This is a genomic window from Proteus hauseri ATCC 700826 (assembly GCF_001654965.1).
GTDB classification, from domain to species: domain Bacteria; phylum Pseudomonadota; class Gammaproteobacteria; order Enterobacterales; family Enterobacteriaceae; genus Proteus; species Proteus hauseri.
Genome location: NZ_LXEV01000015.1, coordinates 1 through 15740 on the forward strand (window position 1 = coordinate 1; position 15740 = coordinate 15740).

Sequence of the window (15740 nt, forward strand, 5' to 3'; positions counted from 1 at the left end):
AGCGAAAGTAGTTAATTACGCGTTCTGGTAATCCGTGATAGTGATTAAGTCGTAAGGTTTCATCTTGAGTAGCAACGCCTGTTGCACAGTTATTAAGATGGCAAATACGTAAATATTTACAACCTAAAGCAACCATAGGGCCAGTACCAAAACCAAAACTTTCAGCACCTAAAATTGCGGCTTTAATAATGTCTAAACCTGTTTTTAATCCACCATCAATTTGTAATCGAATTTTATGGCGAAGATTATTTGCGACTAAAGCTTGTTGTGTTTCGACTAGACCTAATTCCCAAGGGCTTCCTGCGTATTTTACCGATGTTAATGGGCTGGCACCGGTGCCACCATCATAGCCCGCGATGGTAATTAAATCGGCATAAGCTTTAGCAACCCCAGTGGCGATAGTACCTACTCCGGGTTCAGAGACTAATTTGACGGAAATTAGAGCAGTTGGATTTATCTGTTTTAAATCGAAAATTAATTGCGCTAAATCCTCTATTGAGTAGATATCGTGATGAGGAGGTGGTGAAATTAACGTTACACCAGGAACAGCGTAGCGTAGCTGTGCAATATAAGGAGTGACTTTATCACCGGGGAGTTGCCCCCCTTCTCCGGGTTTTGCGCCTTGCGCTACTTTGATTTGCAGTACATCGGCGCTCATTAAATATGATGGCGTGACACCAAAGCGACCCGATGCAATTTGTTTGATCCTTGACACTTTATTGGTTCCGTAGCGTGCGGGATCTTCACCGCCTTCACCTGAATTAGAAAACCCACCTAGTGTATTCATCGCTTCAGCGAGTGCTTCATGTGCTTCACGACTTAATGCTCCGATAGACATTGCTGCGGTATCAAAACGTTTAAATAATTCGGTTTCAGGCTCAACATCATCAATTGCAATCGGCGTCGTATTGCTATTGAGTATTAACATATCTCGTAGTGTCGTGATTGGGCGTTGCTGAACCAATGAAGCATAACGTTGATAATCTTGATAATCGCCACTATGTACGGCTTTTTGTAGGGTTTGAATGACATCAGGATTATAAGCGTGATATTCCCCTTTATGGACATATTTCAGTAATCCGCCAGCCTCGATAGGATAATGAAGTAACCATGCTCGTTTAGAGAGGTTAAATAAATCTTGTTCAAAATCGTTAAAATCAGCGCCATTAATACGGCTATCAACGCCATAAAAACAGAGTTTAGTTACCGTATCATGTAATCCAACGGCCTCAAAAAGCTGAGAGCAGCGATAAGAAGCAACGGTAGAAATGCCCATTTTGGACATAATTTTATACAGCCCTTTGTTGATACCGTTGCGGTAATTCGACATCACTTGAGCATAGCTACCAGAAAGCGCTTGTTTATCAATTCGCTGAGCTAATGATTCATAAGCAAGATAAGGATAAATTGCCGTTGCACCAAAACCCAACAACACTGCGAAATGATGGGGATCACGGGCACTTGCTGTTTCAACAATGATATTGGTATCGCAACGTAAGTTATTATCTACAAGCGCTTTTTGAACAGCCCCAACCGCCATTGGCGCGGGAATAGGTAGGCGCTCTTGGCTAATATTTCTATCGGATAAAACCAGTAAAACGGCACCTTTTTTGGCTTCTTGTTGCACTTTTTCACATAGAAGATGTATTGCTGTTTCTAGATTAATCTCTGAAGGTGAATAAGTAATATCAATAGTGATGGATTGATAGTGGCTGCTGTCTTGGTTGATTAACTGTTGAAAATCGCAATAGAGCAAAATGGGAGATTGAAAACTTAAACGATGCGCTTGACCTTCCGCCTCACAAAAGACATTCATTTCACGACCAATGCAGGTCGCTAAAGACATCACATGCGCTTCTCTTAAGGGATCTATTGGCGGATTGGTTACTTGAGCAAATTTTTGACGAAAATAGTCATAAATAATACGAGGGCGCTGAGAGAATACGGCAAATGGTGTGTCATCGCCCATAGAACCTGTTGCTTCTTGTCCATTCTCACCTAAAACATGCAGAATACTTTCAAGCTCTTCACGAGTATAGCCAAATTGTTTTTGGTAAGTAGCCAGCAAATTATCATCAAAGGCTCGTTCGCCTACTGCTTTGTTTTCATGCAAATTTTCAAACGGTTTTAAGCGTTTTACATTACGCTCGAGCCATAATTTATATGGATGTCGTCGTTTTAAATCTTCATCCGTTTCGCTTGAATGCAAAATGCGACCGTTATAGGTATCAATCACCATTAATTCACCAGGCCCCACTCTGCCTTTTTCGACAACTTCATCTGGCTGATAATCCCAAATACCAATTTCAGAAGCACAAGTGATTAGTTTATCTGTTGTTATTACGTAACGAGCGGGGCGTAAACCATTTCTATCAAGAGTACAGGCAGCGTAACGTCCATCAGATAAAACGATACCAGCAGGGCCGTCCCACGGTTCCATATGCATAGAGTTAAAATCAAAAAAAGCACGTAAATCTTCATCCATTTGAGGGTTGTTTTGCCATGCAGGTGGTACTAATAAACGCATAGCACGAACAATATCCATACCACCATTTAGAAATAGCTCGAGCATATTATCTAATGAACTTGAGTCTGATCCGCTTTCATTAACAAAAGGCGCGACACTTTGTAAATCAGGAATTAATGGCGTGTGAAATTTGTAAGATCGCGCTCTAGCCCATTGGCGATTCCCTGTAATGGTATTAATTTCACCATTATGGGCGAGGTAACGAAAAGGTTGTGCTAGTGGCCATTTAGGGGTGGTATTAGTTGAAAAACGTTGGTGAAAAAGACAAATAGCAGATTCCATTCGCAAATCAGCAAGATCAGTAAAAAAACGTGGTAAATCAGTCGCCATACAAAGGCCTTTATAAACCGTTACTAAGTTAGAAAGGCTGCAAATATAAAAATCGTTATCAGTAATGCGTTTTTCTATGCGTTTGCGCGTGACAAATAATCTGCGTTCTACATCGCTTCCACGCCAGCCTGCTGGGGCATTAACAAAAATTTGTTCAATCATAGGAAGTGTTGAAAGGGCAATACTTCCTAAGATATCCGTATTGATAGGAACTTTACGCCAACCAACAATAGCTAGTGTTTCTCGCTGCAATTCTTCTTCAACAATATGTCGACATTGTGCTGCAATATGAGGATCTTGGCTTAAAAAGAGCATACCTACTGCGTAATTTTTGGCTAAATGCCACTCTTTTTCTTTGGCGATTAATTGAAAAAAGCGATCTGGCTTTTGCAATAATAAACCACAACCATCACCTGTTTTTCCATCAGATAGAATAGCCCCACGATGTTGCATTCGAGCTAAGCCATGAATCGCATTTCTTACAATTTTATGGCTGGCTTCACCTTCAATGTGTGCGATTAGCCCAAAACCACAGTTGTCTTTTTCTAGTGTTTTTTGATAGAGCATGGTCTGCTTCCTACTCAGTTTTATGGGCACCTCAAAATAGAGAGCAAAGGGAACGTTTGCTCATAACTTATTGATGATTTATGGATGCTCATTTGGGTGGTGTTGTGTTTTGCTTAGCGAGATTTGTTTTTTTACTCTGCAATGTCATTTCAACTTATCGATAAATAAAAAAAACGTCAATATTCAAGAATATTCGACTGCGATAATGAGATAGCGTTATTTTTTATATTAACAATTTGATTAATATATAAATTCACGTATTTGGTTATTTGAGTTGAGTATTTATCTGGTGTGAGCTATATCACTTTATTTAACGAGTTTAGCTTTAATCCATCCTTTAGTGATGCTTAATGATAGTTTTTTATTCTGCAAATTGCTTTAATATTGGAATTTTATCATTTTATACAATTTGTATAAAAAAAGACAAATTGAATTTTTTATCAATCGCGTCTATTCACTATAAGTATGTCTATTATTTATGTAAGTTGATTGGTGATTTCCTCGCTGAGTGTAACGCCTCGGTTTCTTACACAAAACACATAAATAAAAAATGACAAAATTATGAAGGATAGTGTTGCGTAACAATATTTCTGAATGTTCACCGCTGAATTAATTCATTTTTGGGGTATCATTTCAAAGATTCAATATATTGGAGTTTTCAATGAAACTGCTCAAAGGGCTTGCCCAGTATTACGTTGATTTAATGATGAGGCTTGGGTTAATTCGCTTCTCATTATTGTTGGCGTCAGCATTAGTTGTTTTAGCCATGGTTGTACAAATGGCGGTAACATTTTTATTAGCCGGTGACGTCACCAGTATTGACCTTGTTCGTTCAATCTTTTTTGGATTGATTATTACTCCTTGGGCTGTCTATTTTCTTTCTGTGGTGGTTGAACAGCTAGAAGAATCTCGCCGTCGATTATCGCGTATGGTTGATAAATTGGGCGTGATGCGTCAGCGGGATTTAGAGCTTAACTCTCAACTTAAAGAGAATATCGAGCAATTAAATTTAGAGATCCAAGAGCGTGAAAAAGTCGAAAAAGCACACCTTGAATTACTTGAAAAGCTAAAAAGTGAGATGAAACGCCGTGAGTTAACTCAAATTGAGTTAGAGCAGCAATCCTCACTTTTACGTTCTTTTTTAGATGCATCACCCGATTTGGTTTATTACCGCAATGAAGATAACGAATTTTCAGGTTGCAACCGCGCAACTGAGTTGCTGACTGGTAAAAGTGAAAAACAGCTTATTGGTTTAACGCCACTAGATGTTTATGACGAAGATATTGCAATCAAAGTCATGGAAACTGATGAAAAAGTCTTTCGCCATAATGTCTCTCTTACTTATGAGCAGTGGTTGGTATACCCCGATGGGCGTAAAGCCTGTTTTGAACTACGTAAAGTTCCTTTTTATGACCGTATTGGTAAACGTCATGGGCTTATGGGCTTTGGGCGTGACATTACAGAGCGTAAGCGCTATCAAGACGCGTTAGAAAATGCAAGCCGAGATAAGACTACCTTTATTTCAACAATTAGCCATGAGCTGCGTACGCCGCTTAATGGGATTGTGGGGTTAAGTCGTATTTTACTTGATACTGAATTATCAGCGGAACAACTTAACTATTTAAAAACTATTCATGTCAGTGCCATCACGTTAGGGAATATTTTTAATGATGTCATTGAAATGGATAAGATTGAACGTAGAAAAATTCAACTCGATAACCAGCCAATAGATTTCACTGAATTTATTAGTGATTTAGAAAACCTTTCGGGTTTATTAGTGCAACCTAAAGGATTGAAATTCACTTTAAGTGCAGAAGAAACCTTGCCACATAAAATCATGACTGATGGCACGCGGTTGCGCCAAATATTGTGGAATTTAATTGGTAATGCAGTGAAATTTACTCAAAAGGGTGAAATTCAAGTTCATATTTGGCAAGAAGCACCCAATAAACTCTATTTTGAGGTAAAAGATAGCGGTATTGGTATCCCTCAAGGTGAGCTTGAAAAAATTTTTGCGATGTACTATCAAGTTACTGATAGCCAAGGTGGACGTTCTGCAACGGGAACAGGCATCGGTCTTGCGGTATCTAAACGCCTAGCACAGCATATGGGCGGCGATATCCATGTTGAGAGTGAGTTAGGCAAGGGTTCAACGTTTACACTCACTATTGAGGCGCCAGCGATTGAAGAACAACGCGATATTGAAAGTGATGATGAGTTGTTATTACCAGCATTAAATATTTTACTTGTGGAAGATATCGAGCTCAATGTGATTGTCGCGTGTTCAGTATTAGAAAAGTTAGGTAATACTGTTGATGTCGCTATGACGGGGCAAGAAGCCTTATCAATGTTTAAACCTGATGAGTATGATTTGGTACTGCTTGATATTCAGTTACCTGATATGACGGGTTTTGATATCTCGAGAAAACTACGTCAAGAGTTTGATAGCAATGAATTACCTCCACTAATTGCATTAACCGCAAATGTTTTGAAAGACAAAAAAGAGTATTTAGACGCGGGAATGAATGATGTGCTTAGTAAACCACTCTCAGTCGATGCATTAACCACCATTATTAATAAATTTTGGGGGGATGGCTCGGTTTGTACATCAGTTAATGAGCAGTCGGAATTGTTGAATAAAAATGAAGAGTTATTAGATATTGATATGCTAAATCAATACATCGAACTTGTCGGACCTCAACTAATCACTGATGGTTTAGATGTTTTTGAAAAGATGATGCCGAGTTATATGTCTGTACTAGAATCTAATCTGACAGCCCGTGATCAGAAGGGAATCACTGAGGAAGGACATAAAATCAAAGGCGCGGCAGGTTCTATCGGATTAAAACATTTACAGCAACTAGCAAAACAGATCCAATCACCAGAATTACCTGCGTGGTGGGATAATGTTCAAGAGTGGGTAGATGAGTTGGAAAGAGATTGGAGAAAGGATGTGGAAAGTTTAAGAAACTGGTTATCAGGCGTTAGAAAAAAATAACCCCAACCGAAGGTTGGGGTGCGCGAATACTGCGGCAACACCAGGGAAACTTTTCTACTCGCTTTTTTGATTCTTATTACATAGGCGAATAGGATGAAACTATTCCATACATCATACAAGCAACAAAATAGCAAAGATAAGTTTTTTTGTTACAAGAAACATTTAAATATGTGATGGCGATTGGTGTTTACACCTATAAATGGGTAACTAGTAATCTACTACAAAAGGACAAAGATATGAAATCAATTGCTGTAATTTTAAGTGGCTGTGGTGTATCTGATGGTAGTGAAATTCACGAATCAGTACTAACTATACTATCTTTAAGCCAAAACAACACTGAAGTTCATTTTTTCGCACCTAATGAATTGCAACCTACTGTAATTAACCATATTACAGGAGAAGAAAAATCAGAAAAAAGGAATATGATGGAAGAATCTTCTCGTATTTCTCGTGGAAAAATATCACCTTTGTCTGATGCTAAGGCTGAAAACTTTAATGCGGTTATTATTCCTGGTGGCTTCGGTGCAGCTAAAAACTTATGTAATTTCGCAACTAAAGGAGTTAACTGTGAAATTAACCAAGATCTCTTAAGATTTGTAAGGGATATGCATAAACAAAAAAAACCATTGGGATTAATGTGTATTGCCCCTGTTATGTTACCGAAAATGTTAAATTCTCCAATAAAATTAACAATTGGAAATGATGCTAAAACAGCTGAAATGATAACTCAAATGGGAGGGACCCATATCGATTGTCCCGTTGATGATATTGTTGTTGATGAAACCCAACGAGTCGTAACAACACCTGCTTATATGCTAGCTGAATCTATTGCCCAAGCACAAGTAGGTATTGATAAACTAGTAAGAAAAGTCCTTGAATTAGCATAACTGACGAGATAATCACAGCAGATGGTACTAATTAGAAAGCTTAAGAAACTATTAATTATTTTAATTGCTTTATGGCTGTTAATAGTTGTGCTGTTTTCTTTTTTTCCTGTACCTTTTTCTGCTGTGATGGTTCAACGTCAAATTTCTGCATGGAGTAACTTTGATTTTTCTTATGTGTCTCATTCCACTTGGGTGAGTGAAGAAGAGATAGCACCAGTCATGTATTTAGCTGTTATGGCATCTGAAGATCAAAATTTTCCAAAACATTGGGGCTTTGATTTTGATGCAATAGAGAAAGTTTTCAAAAAAAGCCGTAACGGAGCAAAAACGTTGCGTGGTGCCTCGACAATTTCTCAACAGACAGTAAAAAATTTGTTTTTATGGGATGGTCGTAGTTGGATAAGAAAGGGCTTAGAAGCAGGTATGACGCCTGTTGTTGAGCTTATTTGGTCAAAAAAACGCATCCTTACGGTATACCTTAATATTGTTGAATTTGGTGAGGGTATTTTTGGTGTCGAACAAGCTGCACAACACTATTTTAGAAAACCAGCAAAACAACTAACAGCAAATGAAGCCGCATTATTAGCCGCAGTTTTACCTAATCCGCACATTTATCATATTAATAAACCTTCAGCTTATGTACTAAAACGCCAGCAGTGGATCTTAAATCAAATGCGCTTGATGGGGGGGATCACCTTTTTAAAGCGAAATAATTTGTCATAATTTGATACTTGAGGAAATATTTTTATCTACATGCTCACTCGTTTTTAGTGATAGTTGAGTTAATGCTGATGGATCATTGGATTGGCGAGATTGAGCTCTAAACTGTGAAGGTGTCATCGCATATTTTCTTTTGAAGGCATCACAAAAATAAGCGTTACTACCAAAACCACAGCGATGGCTAATTTGGAAAACAGAGTAGTTAGAGAATGTGAGGTAATTGAGTGCAATACCCATTCTAACATCCAATAATAATTGGCAGAATGAAACACCTTCTTTGTTTAAATGACGGCGTAATGTTGATGGTGTGGTAAACAGTGTTTTCGCTACATCATCTAAATGCCATTTTCTTTGTGGATCTTGCGTAATTAAATGCGTAATGGCCTGATTTTTAGGTTCATCATAATTAAAACGAAAGACATTAAGTATATCGATGCCAGAGTGATAAACCGCCATCAAAATAAAAAATAGACTTTGCTGCATAAACATTGTTTCTTGTGCTGGAGTGCCTTGTTTTAAGGGCAAACACTGTTTGAGCAAATTAAAGTTTGTTTTTACGACTTCAGGCGTTGATAAATGATAATCAGGGAGATGACTGGTAATTGGTGCACCTGATTTTATCAGCGGTTTAAGCAGTGAAAACACAGACTGAAGTTCTGCTTCACATAATACTAATGTATGTAATTCAATAGGATTATGTTCAGATTGACTCATTACATCACAAGAAACTTGACTATATTTAGGGATAATAAGCGTTAAATTTGTAGTCACTACAATAGATTGTCCATTGATGCTTATCTCGCCTTTTGCACCACAAATCATCGCTATCATCGGATTTTCGATATAAAACGTTTTTAAGGAAATCTGTCTAGAGGAACGAATGTATTTATATTCCATAATCTCAAATATACCGCAAGCATGTTTAAAAACATGACCTAGAATGAATAATATTTAAAGTTAACTGTGTATTGTATCTACCCTATAAGCCAGACTAAGAGCCGCTGACTGTGCGCTGTTCTTAGGGTCAATGAGTGCAATGATGCACTTATGTATAGGCGTGGCACAGAATATAATCCTGTTGATAAAAGATAACAATATAGATATTCGCTCATTTGTTACTATTATTATTAAAGCTGTTATATTTTCTAAATAAATTGCTATTTATTCAAAACGCGTTTTTTGTAATAAGGTGTACAATCGCGCGGCACAGATGAAGGGCATTATCCTGTCTAGAGGAAGTGCCATTTTAGTTTTTATTCATATCCTACCCACATTCATTAACTCATTTTCTCTTTGATTTTGAATGACATTATCTAATGGGTAGTGCTGTACATATTCGCATATTTTTCCTGATTACTGATTTATTTTGCCTGATAGGTAGGAGTAGGTATGTCTGATTTTTCAGGGAAGGGGTGGCTCGCTGAAATCGTTTTACGTTATGAAGTAAAACGAGGAGTAACTCGCTTAACAGATAAACGCCACATTGGCCCCTTAATGGTTCAGCGTCCTTTTTATCCCGAACAAGGAATTGCACACACTTATCTACTTCATCCTCCTGGTGGTGTAGTCGGTGGCGATAAGTTATTAATTAATATTGATGTGCAACCTCAAGCTCATGCATTACTCACCACCCCTGGTGCGACTAAATTTTATCGTAGTGCTGGTGGTGTCGCACAGCAAATCCAAACATTGCATGTTGCTAACGAAGGTTTTTTAGAATGGCTTCCTCAAGAAAATATCTTTTTTCCTGATGCCCAAGTGCGTTTAGAAACCCACATTTATATTGCATCTAGCGCTAAATTTATTGGTTGGGAGATCCAATGTTTTGGCCGTCCAGTACTTAATGAATGGTTTGAAAACGGCAATGTAAGAGGACGCTTAAATTTTTATATCGATGAAAAACTGACATTAACCGAGTCTATTTTTGTTGAGGGATTGCAAAAGCAAGCCGCTGCCATGCGCGAATATCCCATGTTAGGTTCGCTCTATATTTATCCCGCTTGTGAAGCGCTAAAAAGCCTTATCCAACAGAATGTTGAGCAGATTTTAACGGCAAACAACGTCATTGAGTATGGTCTAACTGACGTCGATGGCATTTTAGTTTTGCGTTTATTGGGTACCCAAACTGAACCGATGATGGCCTGTTTTGCTCATGTGTGGCAAACCGTGCGCAAATACTGGTTGGGATATTGTCCTGAGCCGCCTCGTATATGGGCGACATAATCGTTAATTTTTAGGAGCAGAAATGGAATTAACACCAAGAGAGAAAGATAAATTACTGCTTTTTACAGCAGGCCTTGTTGCTGAAAGACGTTTAGCGAAAGGACTTAAACTTAACTATCCAGAGTCTGTCGCATTAATTAGTTGCGCGATTATGGAAGGTGCAAGAGAAGGTAAAACAGTGGCTCAATTAATGAGTGAAGGGCGTGCTGTATTAACAGCAGAACAAGTTATGGAAGGCATTCCTGAGATGATCAAAGACATTCAGGTGGAATGCACATTCCCTGATGGTACAAAACTTGTTTCTATTCACGACCCTATTGTGTAGGTGACAACATGATCCCTGGTGAAATTAGAGTTAATCAAGCATTAGGCGATATTGAACTTAATGCTGGTCGTGAAACAAAAATAATCCAAGTGGCTAATCATGGTGATAGACCCGTACAAGTGGGTTCTCATTACCATTTTTATGAAGTAAATGAAGCGCTTAAGTTTGAACGTGAAGAAACACTTGGCTTTCGTTTGAACATTCCTGCGGGAATGGCGGTTCGTTTTGAACCGGGTCAATGTCGTACTGTTGAATTAGTGGCGTTTGATGGAAAACGTGAAATTTACGGCTTTCATGGAAAAGTAATGGGTAAATTAGAGAGTGAGAACAAATGAAAACTATCTCACGACAAGCTTATGCAGATATGTTTGGCCCAACAACGGGTGACCGTCTGCGATTAGCAGATACAGAGCTATTTCTTGAAATTGAACAAGACTTCACGACTTATGGTGAAGAAGTTAAATTCGGCGGTGGTAAAGTTATTCGTGATGGTATGGGGCAAAGCCAAGTTGTCAGCGCTGAATGCGTTGATGTGCTTATTACCAACGCGATAATTATTGATCATTGGGGCATTGTGAAAGCGGATATCGGTATTAAAGATGGCCGTATTACCGGAATTGGTAAAGCAGGGAATCCGGACGTTCAGCCTAATGTCGATATCGTGATTGGCCCTGGCACTGAAGTCGTTGCTGGCGAAGGAAAAATAATCACTGCGGGGGGTGTGGATACTCACATCCACTTTATTTGCCCTCAGCAAGCTGAAGAAGGTTTGATCTCTGGTGTAACGACCTTTATTGGTGGCGGTACAGGTCCTGTTGCAGGCACTAACGCAACAACAGTAACACCTGGGATTTGGAATATGCATCGGATGTTAGAAGCTGTCGATGAATTGCCAATTAACGTAGGGCTATTTGGGAAAGGTTGTGTTAGTCAGCCAGAGGCTATTCGTGAGCAAATCGAAGCGGGTGCAATAGGGCTTAAAATTCATGAGGATTGGGGCGCAACACCAATGGCAATTCATAATTGCTTAAATGTTGCTGATGAAATGGATGTGCAAGTTGCTATTCACTCTGACACCTTAAATGAAGGCGGCTTTTACGAAGAAACGGTAAAAGCGATAGCAGGGCGTGTTATTCATGTTTTTCATACTGAAGGTGCGGGTGGTGGACATGCGCCAGACGTTATTAAATCAGTTGGTGAGCCGAATATTTTACCTGCATCAACCAATCCAACTATGCCTTATACCATTAACACTGTTGATGAGCATCTTGATATGTTGATGGTTTGCCATCATCTAGATCCATCAATTCCAGAAGATGTTGCCTTTGCTGAATCACGTATTCGTCGTGAAACTATAGCAGCAGAAGATATTTTGCATGATATGGGCGCAATTTCAGTTATGTCCTCGGATTCGCAAGCAATGGGGCGGGTTGGTGAAGTGGTGATGCGTACTTGGCAATGTGCGCATAAAATGAAATTACAGCGTGGAAGTTTAGCTGGCGATACAGCTGAAAATGATAATAATCGTATTAAACGTTATATTGCTAAATATACAATTAACCCAGCATTAGCACATGGAATTGCTCATGAAGTTGGCTCGATAGAAAAAGGTAAACTTGCTGATATCGTATTGTGGGATCCGGCATTTTTTGGTGTTAAACCTGCTTTAATTATGAAAGGTGGCATGGTGGCTTATGCCCCAATGGGTGATATTAATGCGGCTATTCCAACACCACAACCTGTGCATTATCGCCCTATGTACGCGTGTTTAGGTAAAGCCAAATATCAAACCTCGATGATTTTTATGTCAAAAGCTGGTATCGATGCTGGGGTGCCAGAAAAACTGGGCTTACAAAGTTTAATTGGGCGTGTAGAAGGATGTCGCAAAGTGACTAAAGCTTCGATGATCCATAATAGTTATGTACCGCATATTGAACTAGATCCCCAAACTTATATTGTGAAAGCCGATGGTGTGCCACTCGTGTGTGAGCCAGCAACAGAGTTACCAATGGCACAGCGTTATTTTCTATTCTGATAAGTGTTTTATTGAGAATTTACAATGAAAAGATTTACCCAAGTTATTAGTCAAGAGAAAGCGCTTGAGTTTATAACAGCTGAAAAGCTGACATTAACACTTTGTTTAACGATGGATGAACGTACTAAAAGCCGCTTAAAAGTGACATTGAGTGACGGACAAGAGGCTGGGTTATTTTTGCCTCGTGGCACAGTGTTAAAAGAAGGCGATATTTTACTTTCTGAAGATGGCGATATTGTAACGATAGAAGCTGCAAAAGAGCAGGTTTCTACGGTTTATAGTGAGGATCCTTTATTGCTTGCGAGAGTTTGCTATCACTTAGGTAATCGCCATGTACCTTTGCAAATAGAGGCTGGTTGGTGTCGTTATTTTCATGATCATGTTTTAGATGATATGGCGCGTGGGTTAGGTGCAACGGTGGTTGTGGAATTAGAGAAATATCAACCAGAACCGGGAGCTTATGGTGGATCGTCTGGTGGACACCATCACCACCATGATCATGATGATCATCACCATCATCATTAATGACATGATTATGACTAAGGGAATATATTGATGCTTGCAGATCTGCGCTTATATCAATTAGTAAGTCCTTCTTTACCTGTGGGATCATTTACTTATTCCCAAGGATTAGAGTGGGCGATAGAAAAAGGCTGGGTAAGTTCACCAGAAACACTGTCTGATTGGTTAAGTGCGCAAATGACAGGTGCATTAGCAACATTAGAACTCCCTGTTTTACGGCGATTACAGCAAAGTCTTTTAGTGGCCAATAGAGATGATGTGAAATATTGGTGCGATTTTATTGTTGCTAGCCGTGAAACCAAGGAGCTAAGGCAAGAAGAACGCCAGCGAGGCATTGCCTTTGCTCGTTTATTACCACAATTAGGTATTGAGTTAGATGATACTTTGCTGGCTTGTGTAAAACAGACACAACTAATGGCATTTGCTTTAGCCGCTATTGAGTGGAATATCAGCAGTGAAAAGTTGTGTTGTGCTTATGCTTGGGGCTGGTTAGAAAATACAGTAATGTCTGGTGTAAAATTGATCCCCCTAGGGCAAAGTGCGGGGCAGAAAATGTTATTCGCCTTGGCTGAGAGAATTCCAGAAATTGTTGAGCAATCAGCTCATTGGCCGCAAGAAGATATCGGTAGTTTTACACCAGCGCAAATTATTGCAAGTAGTCGTCACGAAACTCAATACACAAGACTTTTTCGTTCATGAGAAACCCAAATGCAAGAATATAATCAACCACTGCGTATTGGTGTTGGTGGTCCTGTTGGATCAGGAAAAACCGCACTGTTAGAAGTACTTTGTAAAGCAATGCGCGATACCTATCAAATCGCCGTTGTGACTAATGATATCTATACCCAAGAAGATGCGAAGATCTTAACTCGTGCTCAGGCGTTAGATGCAGATCGTATTATTGGTGTTGAAACTGGGGGATGCCCTCATACGGCAATTCGGGAAGATGCATCAATGAATTTGGCGGCAGTTGAAGAACTGGCGATGCGCCATAAAAATCTTGATATCGTTTTCGTTGAAAGTGGTGGTGACAATTTAAGTGCGACTTTTAGCCCTGAGTTAGCGGATTTAACCATTTACGTGATTGATGTTGCTGAAGGTGAGAAGATCCCTCGTAAAGGTGGGCCGGGAATTACCCATTCTGATCTGCTAGTGATCAACAAGATCGATTTGGCACCTTATGTTGGCGCATCATTGGAAGTAATGGAAGCAGATACCGCAAGAATGCGTCCTGTGAAACCTTATGTTTTTACTAATCTAAAAGAGAAAGTAGGGTTAGAAACAATTATCGATTTTATTATCGATAAAGGTATGTTAACTCGTTGATTTATTTGTATTAATTAAGAAATAAACTGCCAGTGCTGATCATGAGAATAATCATAAGCACTGGCAGAATAGAATGAGAGACGACAAGCTCACAAGCGGATTAATTTAAGTAAGTAAATGCCGTTGTGACTTTTACAACGCCTTTGGTTTCGCTGGCTATTTTTGCAACCGCAGCACCTTCTTGGCGCGTTAAGATGCCAAATAAGAACACTTCTCCATTTTCAGTGATCACTTTTACAGACGATGATTTCACTGAATCACTGCCTAAAATTTGTGAACGTACTTTAGTCGTTAACCAAGTATCTGAAGAGGCAGTACCTAGAGTAACGGGTGTTCCTTGACGAATTTCGTTGTAAACGTTGTTTACGCCTTCTACTTTACTTGCGACTTGTTTTGCTGTGTCAGCAATAGACATATCGGGAGATTGTCCTGTCAACAAGATATTACCTTCATAGGCTGTTGCAACAATACGAGCATCACTTTTTTTGATTTGTTCATTTTTATTTAGTGCACCAGAAACTCGCGCTTCTAATGTACCGTCATCAACTTGTTGCCCTAATGTACGTGGGTCAGTTGCTGTTTTTCCGGCAACAGCAGCAGTGCCGACAACGGCAGCACCAATACAACCTTGCAGTAAAAGTGCAGAGCAAAGCACTGCAGTAATAGGCAGCAATTTCATAGTAACTCCTTAGTCATCCTGATGTGGGAATAATGTATTATCAATTAAATCGCATAGACAATTTACGGTTAACATCTGGACTTCTTGTATTCTAACTGTGCGCTGAGATGGAATACGAATTTCAACATCCTGAGGTCCCAGTAATCCAGCAAGTTCACCACCGTCATAACCCGTTAATGCTACTATCGTCATGTCTCGCGTTACTGCTGCTTCAACAGCCTTAATAATGCTTCTGCTGTTACCATGAGTGGAAATAGCAAGAAGTACATCACCAGCTTGCCCTAATGCTCGTACTTGCTTGGCATAAATCTCATCATGTTGTCGATTACCCATAATTGCCGTCATTACTACGCTGTCTGTATTTAAAGATAAGGCCGGCAGGCTTGGGCGCTCGGTTTCGAATCGATGGATCATACTGGCTGCAAAGCGTTGAGCTGTCGCGGCTGAACTACCATTTCCACAGCTTAATATTTTATGTCCATTAAGCAAAGATTGGACCATCATCATTGCTGCTCTGGAAATGGCATCGGGCAAGGCTTCTGCTGCTGCAATTTGAGTTTGAATGCTTTCAGTAAAGCAGACTTTTATTCTATCAAGCACG

14 protein-coding genes are annotated in these 15740 nt (G+C 39.4%); 10 read left to right on the top strand and 4 right to left on the bottom strand.

The window, feature by feature from the left end; genetic code table 11:
* The coding region (gltB, locus tag M997_RS04415) for a glutamate synthase large subunit (protein ID WP_064718900.1) at window positions 1-3424 on the bottom strand (3424 nt) is incomplete at its 3' end.
* A gap of 661 nt (window positions 3425-4085) precedes the next feature.
* Here gltB and arcB point away from each other — a divergent pair.
* From arcB to mtgA, 3 genes are all read left to right on the top strand, one after another.
* Window positions 4086-6422, top strand: a complete 2337-nt coding sequence (gene arcB, locus M997_RS04420; protein ID WP_064718901.1) for an aerobic respiration two-component sensor histidine kinase ArcB — start codon at window positions 4086-4088, stop codon at window positions 6420-6422.
* A 236-nt stretch (window positions 6423-6658) separates the two neighbouring features.
* Window positions 6659-7309: an isoprenoid biosynthesis glyoxalase ElbB gene (gene elbB / locus M997_RS04425; RefSeq protein ID WP_064718902.1), complete on the top strand. Its 651-nt coding sequence runs from the start codon at window positions 6659-6661 to the stop codon at window positions 7307-7309.
* A gap of 21 nt (window positions 7310-7330) precedes the next feature.
* Window positions 7331-8032 carry a monofunctional biosynthetic peptidoglycan transglycosylase gene (gene mtgA, locus M997_RS04430; RefSeq protein ID WP_064718903.1) on the top strand — a complete coding sequence of 234 codons (702 nt, stop codon included), beginning with the start codon at window positions 7331-7333 and terminating at the stop codon, window positions 8030-8032.
* On the opposite strand, the gene M997_RS04435 is transcribed toward mtgA, so the two are convergent.
* Complete coding sequence (locus M997_RS04435) at window positions 8027-8926, bottom strand: helix-turn-helix transcriptional regulator (protein ID WP_064718904.1); 900 nt, start codon at window positions 8924-8926, stop codon at window positions 8027-8029. The genes mtgA and M997_RS04435 overlap by 6 nt on opposite strands.
* 492 nt (window positions 8927-9418) lie before the next feature.
* On the opposite strand from M997_RS04435, the gene M997_RS04440 reads away from it, so the two are divergent.
* From M997_RS04440 to ureG, 7 genes are read left to right on the top strand one after another with little or no spacing between them, the layout of a single operon-like run.
* Window positions 9419-10252: an urease accessory protein UreD gene (locus M997_RS04440; RefSeq protein ID WP_064718905.1), complete on the top strand. Its 834-nt coding sequence runs from the start codon at window positions 9419-9421 to the stop codon at window positions 10250-10252.
* A gap of 22 nt (window positions 10253-10274) precedes the next feature.
* Window positions 10275-10577: an urease subunit gamma gene (locus M997_RS04445; RefSeq protein WP_064718906.1), complete on the top strand. Its 303-nt coding sequence runs from the start codon at window positions 10275-10277 to the stop codon at window positions 10575-10577.
* Between the two features lie 8 nt (window positions 10578-10585).
* Window positions 10586-10912, top strand: a complete 327-nt coding sequence (locus M997_RS04450; protein ID WP_064718907.1) for an urease subunit beta — start codon at window positions 10586-10588, stop codon at window positions 10910-10912.
* Window positions 10909-12612: an urease subunit alpha gene (gene ureC, locus M997_RS04455; RefSeq protein ID WP_064718908.1), complete on the top strand. Its 1704-nt coding sequence runs from the start codon at window positions 10909-10911 to the stop codon at window positions 12610-12612. The genes M997_RS04450 and ureC overlap by 4 nt, the downstream gene beginning before the upstream one ends.
* A gap of 24 nt (window positions 12613-12636) precedes the next feature.
* Entirely contained in the window at window positions 12637-13137 is a 501-nt protein-coding gene (gene ureE, locus M997_RS04460; RefSeq protein ID WP_064718909.1) for an urease accessory protein UreE, read from the top strand.
* Between the two features lie 30 nt (window positions 13138-13167).
* Window positions 13168-13833: an urease accessory protein UreF gene (locus M997_RS04465; protein WP_064718910.1), complete on the top strand. Its 666-nt coding sequence runs from the start codon at window positions 13168-13170 to the stop codon at window positions 13831-13833.
* A gap of 9 nt (window positions 13834-13842) precedes the next feature.
* Window positions 13843-14460: an urease accessory protein UreG gene (ureG, locus tag M997_RS04470; RefSeq protein ID WP_064718911.1), complete on the top strand. Its 618-nt coding sequence runs from the start codon at window positions 13843-13845 to the stop codon at window positions 14458-14460.
* A 100-nt stretch (window positions 14461-14560) separates the two neighbouring features.
* Here ureG and dolP read toward each other — a convergent pair whose 3' ends face one another.
* Window positions 14561-15139 carry a division/outer membrane stress-associated lipid-binding lipoprotein gene (gene dolP / locus M997_RS04475; RefSeq protein WP_064718912.1) on the bottom strand — a complete coding sequence of 193 codons (579 nt, stop codon included), beginning with the start codon at window positions 15137-15139 and terminating at the stop codon, window positions 14561-14563.
* Window positions 15140-15148: 9 nt separating this feature from the next.
* Window positions 15149-15739 carry a DnaA initiator-associating protein DiaA gene (gene diaA / locus M997_RS04480; protein ID WP_064718913.1) on the bottom strand — a complete coding sequence of 197 codons (591 nt, stop codon included), beginning with the start codon at window positions 15737-15739 and terminating at the stop codon, window positions 15149-15151.
* Window position 15740 lies beyond the last annotated feature (1 nt).

Bases quoted from the DNA above. Each gene is read 5' to 3' on its own strand.
- ureG (WP_064718911.1), top strand. From the start codon at position 13,843: ATGCAAGAATATAATCAACCACTGCGTATTGGTGTTGGTGGTCCTGTT.
- arcB (WP_064718901.1), top strand. From the start codon at position 4,086: ATGAAACTGCTCAAAGGGCTTGCCCAGTATTACGTTGATTTAATGATG.
- M997_RS04440 (WP_064718905.1), top strand. From the start codon at position 9,419: ATGTCTGATTTTTCAGGGAAGGGGTGGCTCGCTGAAATCGTTTTACGT.
- ureE (WP_064718909.1), top strand. From the start codon at position 12,637: ATGAAAAGATTTACCCAAGTTATTAGTCAAGAGAAAGCGCTTGAGTTT.
- mtgA (WP_064718903.1), top strand. From the start codon at position 7,331: ATGGTACTAATTAGAAAGCTTAAGAAACTATTAATTATTTTAATTGCT.
- elbB (WP_064718902.1), top strand. From the start codon at position 6,659: ATGAAATCAATTGCTGTAATTTTAAGTGGCTGTGGTGTATCTGATGGT.
- M997_RS04435 (WP_064718904.1), bottom strand. From the start codon at position 8,926: ATGGAATATAAATACATTCGTTCCTCTAGACAGATTTCCTTAAAAACG.
- M997_RS04450 (WP_064718907.1), top strand. From the start codon at position 10,586: ATGATCCCTGGTGAAATTAGAGTTAATCAAGCATTAGGCGATATTGAA.
- ureC (WP_064718908.1), top strand. From the start codon at position 10,909: ATGAAAACTATCTCACGACAAGCTTATGCAGATATGTTTGGCCCAACA.
- dolP (WP_064718912.1), bottom strand. From the start codon at position 15,139: ATGAAATTGCTGCCTATTACTGCAGTGCTTTGCTCTGCACTTTTACTG.
- M997_RS04465 (WP_064718910.1), top strand. From the start codon at position 13,168: ATGCTTGCAGATCTGCGCTTATATCAATTAGTAAGTCCTTCTTTACCT.
- M997_RS04445 (WP_064718906.1), top strand. From the start codon at position 10,275: ATGGAATTAACACCAAGAGAGAAAGATAAATTACTGCTTTTTACAGCA.